8 protein-coding genes are annotated in these 7,002 nt (G+C 60.4%); 4 read left to right on the top strand and 4 right to left on the bottom strand.

The annotated features are described in order from the left end of the window. Positions 1-273 precede the first annotated feature (273 nt). A complete protein-coding gene (gene csb2, locus AC3B8H_RS16415) occupies positions 274-816 on the top strand; it encodes a type I-G CRISPR-associated protein Csb2 (protein ID WP_488442626.1) in 543 nt (180 codons plus the stop codon). A gap of 4 nt (positions 817-820) precedes the next feature. Here the strand turns inward: csb2 and AC3B8H_RS16410 are convergent, their stop codons facing one another. Next, complete coding sequence (locus tag AC3B8H_RS16410) at positions 821-1,165, bottom strand: type II toxin-antitoxin system PemK/MazF family toxin (RefSeq protein WP_488442625.1); 345 nt, start codon at positions 1,163-1,165, stop codon at positions 821-823. Beyond that, positions 1,162-1,470: a ribbon-helix-helix protein, CopG family gene (locus AC3B8H_RS16405; protein ID WP_488442624.1), complete on the bottom strand. Its 309-nt coding sequence runs from the start codon at positions 1,468-1,470 to the stop codon at positions 1,162-1,164. Before AC3B8H_RS16405 ends, AC3B8H_RS16410 begins: the two co-directional genes overlap by 4 nt. Positions 1,471-1,516: 46 nt before the next feature. Between AC3B8H_RS16405 and cas4g/cas1g the strand changes: the two genes are divergently transcribed. Together cas4g/cas1g and cas2 are read left to right on the top strand one after the other, a co-directional pair. Further along, positions 1,517-3,241, top strand: a complete 1,725-nt coding sequence (cas4g/cas1g, locus tag AC3B8H_RS16400; protein ID WP_488442623.1) for a CRISPR-associated endonuclease Cas4g/Cas1g — start codon at positions 1,517-1,519, stop codon at positions 3,239-3,241. After that, positions 3,241-3,537, top strand: coding sequence for a CRISPR-associated endonuclease Cas2 (cas2, locus tag AC3B8H_RS16395; RefSeq protein WP_488442622.1), 297 nt, complete (start codon positions 3,241-3,243; stop codon positions 3,535-3,537). The genes cas4g/cas1g and cas2 overlap by 1 nt, the downstream gene beginning before the upstream one ends. Positions 3,538-4,294: 757 nt before the next feature. On the opposite strand, the gene AC3B8H_RS16390 is transcribed toward cas2, so the two are convergent. Then, on the bottom strand, positions 4,295-5,185 hold the full coding sequence (locus AC3B8H_RS16390) for a 3'(2'),5'-bisphosphate nucleotidase CysQ family protein (protein ID WP_488442621.1): 891 nt from the start codon (positions 5,183-5,185) through the stop codon (positions 4,295-4,297). Continuing rightward, positions 5,176-6,147: a phosphotransferase gene (locus AC3B8H_RS16385; protein ID WP_488442620.1), complete on the bottom strand. Its 972-nt coding sequence runs from the start codon at positions 6,145-6,147 to the stop codon at positions 5,176-5,178. The genes AC3B8H_RS16390 and AC3B8H_RS16385 overlap by 10 nt, the downstream gene beginning before the upstream one ends. 83 nt (positions 6,148-6,230) lie before the next feature. On the opposite strand from AC3B8H_RS16385, the gene AC3B8H_RS16380 reads away from it, so the two are divergent. Then, positions 6,231-7,002, top strand: a 772-nt coding sequence (locus AC3B8H_RS16380; RefSeq protein WP_488442619.1) for a threonine aldolase family protein, incomplete at its 3' end; no start/stop codon positions are given.

Here is a 7,002-nt window from a genome sequence, read left to right as displayed (position 1 = left end):
ATGCGTTTCGTGCTGAGTACAAAAACACTGACAGTTCTGAGGTTGATGGGTGCTGAATGACTTGACTTAACGTAATTCGTGCTTTGAATTTGTTTGTCAGCTATAGAGTAAAAACTTGTCGATCAAAAGACTATCTTGGCAAACAGCGAATGTCTCAAATTGGCCGATGTTGTCTGTCAATTGCTAAAAATTTTGAAATTTGAACGGCAGGTTTCGAGGTTAACTCCCTTTAAATTTATCCAGCCTCATCCATATAATTTTGGCGGTATCGTTGTGGGCGAAGTTTACTTGCCGCAAGCCAATTCGGACGGATTGCTCGATCATGTACTGATTCACGTCCCGGCCGGCATCGACGACGACATTCGCCGGGTTTTAGGTGCGTTAAAAACGGTCAAAGGCTTTGACGGCCAGGAATGGCGCTTGATGTTGGAGCATATCGGCCAGCGCAACGACTTCGATAGCGCCTCGCCTATCGTCCAGACCGCCAGCGTTTGGCAGTCGCAAACGCCGTATCTGCACCCGTGGCATTGCAAAAAAGACTTTGACGTACCGGCACAGATTCGGCGGGAATGTCGGGAGCGCAAATTACCGGAACCGATAGAAATTCTGCCCATACCGACCATTAAGCCGCACAGCCGCGAACTACGCCCGATCGACTTTCACCGCTTTAGAAGCAAAAGAGGCCTAGTGCAGCCGGATACCCGAGGCTCGTTCTGGCAACTGACGTTCGCCAAACCACTTACCGGCCCGGTGGCATTGGGCTTTGGCTGCAATTTTGGTTTGGGCTTGTTTACGCCAGTAGATGCAGATGGATAAAAGCTCACCACAACCCCATCACCCCCCGCAAACTCTTCTCCACCGCCGCCAGTTCCTCGGCGGTGACGGTGGCGAGTGGGCCTTCGCCGAAGCGGGAGCGGTCGATGGCTCGAAGTTGTTCGACCATGACGTAACTGTCGGCTTTCAGCCGGCCTTGCGGTGCAATCGGTATCCGCAGCGGCGCCAAGCTTGGCCGAAACTGGCTGGTCAACGGCACCACCACAATCGTGGGCAGGCCGCCGGTAATCATCGCGTTGTCCTGCAACACCAGCACCGGCCTGATCTTGCCGATTTCGGCGCCCTTGTCGGGATTCAGATTGGCAGTCCAAACTTCGCCGCGCCTCATCATTCCCACCATTTTTCGTCGGGGTCGATACCGGCGGCGCGCTCTTCGGCAATCAAACGGTCCAGGCCATCGTCCGCCGCGTCGAAATCCGCGGCAATTTGCAGCGCTTCCGCCCTGGCTTGCGGATCGTTGGCCAAGGCGCGTGCTGCCGCCACCATTTCCGCCATAAATCGTTCGCGCTCGCGGCGGGCCAGGTATTCGGTAATCGCCAAGCGGGCGATTTCCGATTGGCTTTTGCCTTCCAGTTGGGCTTCGGCTTTGAGATTGGCTTCCACGTCGTCGGGTAAACGCAGGCTGATGGCAGGCATGGCGGACTCCAGGTAATACACAGATGATGACAAATTGTATTACAAAATGACAGACAACGAACGCCCGCCCGTCCAACTGGAACTACCGCTGCCCTTCCCGGAGCTGTCCGGCGATATGCCCTTATTACCGGCGCGGATGATCAACGAATATCAGTACTGCCCGCGTCTGGCTTATCTGGAATGGGTACAGGGCGAATGGGCTGCGTCGGCCGACACCGTGGAAGGCGATCATGCCCATCGCCGGGTGGACAAGCCGTCCAAAAATTTCCCGGAAGCCGACGAACTGGGCGATACCGAGAAGCTGCACGGCCGCTGGATTACCTTGTCGTCCAACCGCTTAGGCCTGATCGCCAAACTGGACTTGATCGAAGCCGAGGACGGCGTGGTCACGCCTATCGATTACAAGCGCGGCAAGCGCCCGCACGTGGCGCGCGGCGCTTACGACCCGGAGCGGGTGCAACTTTGCGTGCAAGGCATGGTGTTGCGCGAACACCGCTACGTCTGCGAAGAAGGCGCCTTGTACTTCGTGCAAAGCCGCGAGCGGGTGCGGGTGGTGTTCGACGAAGAGCTGAAGCAACTCACCGCCAACGCCATCAGCGGCTTGCGCTTGATCGCCGCCGGCGGCCATATTCCGGAACCGTTGTTGGACAGCCCCAAATGTTCGGGTTGCTCGCTGGTCGGCATCTGTCTGCCGGACGAAGTCAATTATCTGCGCCACGTCGACTTGGAACCCCGGCCGCTGGCAGTGATGCGCGACGAAGCCCTGCCGGTTTACGTGCAGGCCTACAAAGCCAAGATCGGCAAAAAGGGCGAGGAGCTGGAGATCAGCATCGACGACGAGAAAGTCCAGACCGCGCGGCTGGTGGATGTTTCGCAAGTCGTAGTGATGGGCAACGTCTACATCACCACGCCTTGTTTGCAAGACTTGATGAAGCGCGAGATTCCGGTCAGTTGGCACAGTTACGGCGGCTGGTTTGTCGGCCACACCGTCGGCACCGGCCACAAGAACGTCGAGTTGCGCACCGCCCAGTACAAAGCCAGTTTCGACGACAAAACCTGTCTGGCGATTGCCCGCAATCTGGTGCGCGCCAAAATCCAGAACAGCCGCACTTTAGCGCGGCGCAATTGGCGCTCCGACGCGCCGGTAGAACCCTTGCTGGAGGCCTTGAAAAACCTGGCCGACAAAGCCTTGCGCGCCACCGACTTGCCGCAATTGCTGGGTATCGAAGGCGGGGCGGCGGCCCAGTATTTCGCCGCTTTCGACCAATTGATCAAAAAACCGGACGACAGCAAGCAAATGAGTTTTGACTTCAACACCCGCAACCGCCGCCCGCCCACCGATCCGGTCAACGCCTTGCTGTCGTTTGCCTATGCCATGCTGACCCGCACTTGGACCATGAATTTGAGTGCGGTCGGTTTGGACCCGTATCGCGGTTTTTACCACCAGCCGCGCTACGGCCGGCCGGCGCTGGCATTGGATTTGATGGAACCGTTCCGGCCCATCATCGCAGATTCCACCGTACTGCAAGTCATCAACAACGGTGAGGTGCGGCCCACCGATTTCATTAGCGCCGCCGGCAGCGTCAACTTAAATGACGGCGGCCGCAAGCGCTTCATTGCCGCCTTCGAACGCCGTATGAGTCAGGAGATTACCCATCCGCTGTTCGGCTATAAAGTCGATTACCGGCGCCTGTTCGAAATCCAGGCCCGCTTGTTCGGCCGCTATTTACTCGGCGAACTGCCGGAATATCCCAATTTCACGACGCGCTGATGGCCGCTTACGAACATCTTTACATCATTACCTACGACATCCGCGACCCCAAGCGTTGGCGCCGGGTATTCCGGTTGATGAAAGGCTATGGCGAATGGCTGCAACTGTCGGTGTTCCAATGCCGGCTCAGCCGTAAGCGCCACGCCGAATTGATTGCGCTGTTGGACGGCATCATTCACCATAACGAAGACCACATCTTGATCGTCAACGTCGGCCCGGCGGAAACCGTCAAGCCGTCGGTGGTCAGTTTGGGCAAGGATTTCGAGGTGGTGGAACGGCAACCGGTGATCGTGTGACGCCACGCTCGGATTTCCGCCGAGCCGGCGCGAGCGCTGCGGTGCCGCGCAAAAGCCGGGCAGGTCTCGCAAGCCCGGCGCTCTTTAACAATCAGGAACTTAAATATTTAGATTGGCGGATGACGGCCTTTTCGGCTAGATTTGACCAGCCCTTTGGCTCAGCCCTCGCAAACGGCCCGCGCAGGCCGCGCCAATCAAGGCCTCCAGCCCGCGCTGCATTCCCCGGCGTCGCGCCGGAGCCTCATTGAAGAGAGTCGTCCCTTCGGCTCCGCTCAGGGACCGCTGGGCGTTCCCCGGCCTTCCGCCGGGGCCTCATTGAAGCAGGAGCCGTCCCTTCGGCTCCGCTCAGGGACCGCCAGCGCATTCCCCGGCCGATAGGCTATCGCAGCCTGACTGTAGCGGTCGGGCTCGTTTCAGGGTTTCGCGGTCGAAGACCGGTTGGCGACGGTGTGGCGATGCGGCGTAGTCGGCTCTGCGGCACAGGTGCGCCATAGCGTTCGACGAATTTGTCCATCGCCGGGCCAAGGGCGTATCCGCTGCAAGGGATGTGGGGTAACTCGCCGGCGATGGCGGTTATTCGGATGAACCTAAAAAGAGCGGTTGGGCGATGAAAAATCCCGGTCCTTATATCTTGATTTTGAAACCCAAAAGAACCGGAATCCCCGACTGATCATCGGAAGAGCAGTAGGGATACCGTGTTAGGATCAGTGATTGGCGCAAGTAATTTAGTAACCTAAATGAAGTCCTCGCCCGGCTTTCATTCCGGCATACACGCCGCCAGTCCCCGATACAGCGCCGGCATCCGCTCCGCTATCCCGTCATCGCTGCAATACAACACGCCGCAATGGTTTAGATAAGTCGAGCCTTCCGGGTTCAAGGCCAGCGGCTGGCCGTGCATGTCGCTGAACGGCGCGCAGGCTTCGCGGAACAGGCAGGCGGTGGCGGCGTAGTCCCAAATGCTGCCGCCGCCGGTTTGCGGTTTGGGGTATTTGAAGTAGCAAGCCGGGGTTTGCAGCGCCAGGCAGGCGTTCAGCGCCGCCCCGCCTTGCAAGATGAATTCGGCCCCGGCGTACCCCAGCTCGGCGGCGATACCCGCCAGCTCGGGCAAGGTCGCGGAGTACCGCGGGTCGTCGGCGAAGCTTTTATCGGTGACGAAGGTCAGCACATCGCTGCTTGGTACCGTCGGCAAACGCTGTTGGTTACGCCAAACGCCCTGGCCGGCCACCGCGCTATACAAAGTTTGGCTCAGCGGATCGTAGACCACGCCGATCAGCGGCGTGCCGTCGCGAGCCACCAGCGCGATCGATACCGAATAGCCCGGCACGCCTTCGATGAACGGCAAGGTGCCGTCCAGCGGGTCTATGCACCAGAAATAATCCTTGGCGAGCCGGGCCCGGTCGTCCGGACTTTCCTCGGACAGCAAGGCCAAGTCGTAATGCGCGCAAGTCGGCAGCAGCACGCGCAGAATCGCGTCCTGACTCAGATGATCGACTTCGGTCACCACTTGCGCGGCCAAGCTGGCGCCGCCGGCCTTGGTGTTGACCGTCACGTCGCGCGCGGCGTGACGAGCGATCAGTTGGCCGGCCTGATAGGCGGCCGAGATTGCGCATTGGCCGAGCAGGTGCAAATCCAGGTCGCTTAATCGCATGTTGCCTCCGCCAATCGGGCGATCACCTGGCGCGCCAACCGTTCGCTGTAGCTGTCGGACGGCCAGTGACCGGGACTCCAGCCTTTTAAAAAACGGTGAAAGTCGGTCCAGGCCAGCGGGTACAAGGCTCGCCAGTCGCTTTCCAACGCATCGGCGTCGATTTCCGGATGCTTGATGCGCAGGGCCCGGCGCAGTTCGGCGAAATAAACCGCCAACAATTCGGCCTCGCGCCGTTCGCACTCCGGCAACGGCAAACAACTGTCGATGAAGTAGGCCACATCCTTGACGCCCGGCCCGCCGCCGACGTATTGAAAATCCACCGCCGCGACTTGATCGCCGCGCCGCGCGAAGCAAAAGTTGTCCAGCTTGGCGTCGCCGTGGACCAGGGTTTGAAACGGGCTGGCGCTCAGGGTCCGGTCGATCGCGGCGGCGGCTTGCCGCAGCGGCGGGTCGTTCAAGGCTTGTAATTCGTCGGGACGGGTCGCCAGGTGCCAATAAGTGCCGGTCGGCCACAGGCCCTCCGGTTTCGCGCCCAGAAAAGTCGCGTGAAAATGCGCCAGCCAACTCAAACACGCGCTTAAATCGCCTTCCGAAATCCGGGCGCGGCGCCGGCCGAAACCGGCGGCATCCAGGTCTTCCAGAATCAGCACCACTTCGTCGCCAAACGTGGCCGACGCCAGACTCGCCGGCACCCGGCAGTTGCTATCGCAACGCGAACTCCAGTCTCGATACCAAACGGTTTCCACTTGATAGGAGCGTAATTTGCGCCGGTGCGAGAAGTCGCCGTACCCGACGCTCGGCGGCTTGACCTGTTTGACGATGACGCCGGCGCGGTCGGTGCCGTGCAAGCGGTAGCGGACGATCCGGCCGTAGCCGCTCCACAGCCGTTGCACGACTTGTTGCGGCTCGGCCTGGGCGGCGCCGGTGGCTTGGCAAATCAGGGCGGCGATGTCGGGTGGCATGCTGGTCCGGACAGGAAAAATCGTCATTATACAAAGCCGCGATCTGGGTTAAGGTAGCGCGACATGTGCATTCAGGACTTGCGATGAACTTTGCTTCCGACAACTGGGCCGGCGCTCACCCCGCCATCGCCCAACAATTGCTGGCCGCGTCGGCCGGCTTTGCCGCACCCTACGGCGCCAGCGAGCTGGACCAAGCCATCGAACGGCGCTTTAACGAACTCTTCGAGCGGGACGTGGCGGTGTACTTCGTCGGCACCGGCACCGCCGCCAACTCGCTGGCGCTGGCGGCGATCAACCGGCCCGGCGGCGTGACCTTTTGCCATCGCGAAGCCCACATGCTGGAAGACGAGTGCGGCGCGCCGGAGTTTTTTACCCACGGCGCCCGACTGGCGCCGGTTGACGGCAACCTGGGCAAAATCGATCCGGTCAAGCTGGCCGCCGAAATTCGCCGCTTTCCGGCCGACTTCATCCACGCCGGCCAGCCGATGGCGGTCTCGATCACCCAGGCCAGCGAAATCGGCACCGTCTACCGGCCGGACGAAATCGCCGCGATCGCCGAGGTGGCGCAAGCGCACGGTTTGCCGCTGCACATGGACGGCGCCCGCTTCGCCAATGCCTTGGTCGCGTTGGACCTGACGCCGGCCGAGATGACTTGGCGGCGGGGCGTGGACATCGTATCGTTCGGCGCCACCAAAAACGGCTGTTGGTGTGCCGAGGCGCTGGTGTTCATGGACCCGGCGGCGGCCAGGGATTTGCCCTTCATCCGCAAGCGGGCCGCGCAGTTGTTTTCGAAAAGCCGCTTTATCGCCGCGCAATTTCAGGCCTATCTACACGACGGTCTGTGGCTGGACTTGG

It is taken from the genome of Methylomonas sp. BG-2 (genome assembly GCF_057766305.1).
Note: the sequence above shows the minus strand (reverse complement) of the source record. Positions and strands in the feature narration are given on the sequence as shown.

What these genes read in the sequence shown, in the direction of transcription:
- AC3B8H_RS16410 (WP_488442625.1), bottom strand. Translation starts at nt 1,165, where the DNA reads ATGATGAGGCGCGGCGAAGTTTGGACTGCCAATCTGAATCCCGACAAG.
- AC3B8H_RS16405 (WP_488442624.1), bottom strand. Translation starts at nt 1,470, where the DNA reads ATGCCTGCCATCAGCCTGCGTTTACCCGACGACGTGGAAGCCAATCTC.
- cas4g/cas1g (WP_488442623.1), top strand. Translation starts at nt 1,517, where the DNA reads ATGACAGACAACGAACGCCCGCCCGTCCAACTGGAACTACCGCTGCCC.
- cas2 (WP_488442622.1), top strand. Translation starts at nt 3,241, where the DNA reads ATGGCCGCTTACGAACATCTTTACATCATTACCTACGACATCCGCGAC.
- AC3B8H_RS16390 (WP_488442621.1), bottom strand. Translation starts at nt 5,185, where the DNA reads ATGCGATTAAGCGACCTGGATTTGCACCTGCTCGGCCAATGCGCAATC.
- AC3B8H_RS16385 (WP_488442620.1), bottom strand. Translation starts at nt 6,147, where the DNA reads ATGCCACCCGACATCGCCGCCCTGATTTGCCAAGCCACCGGCGCCGCC.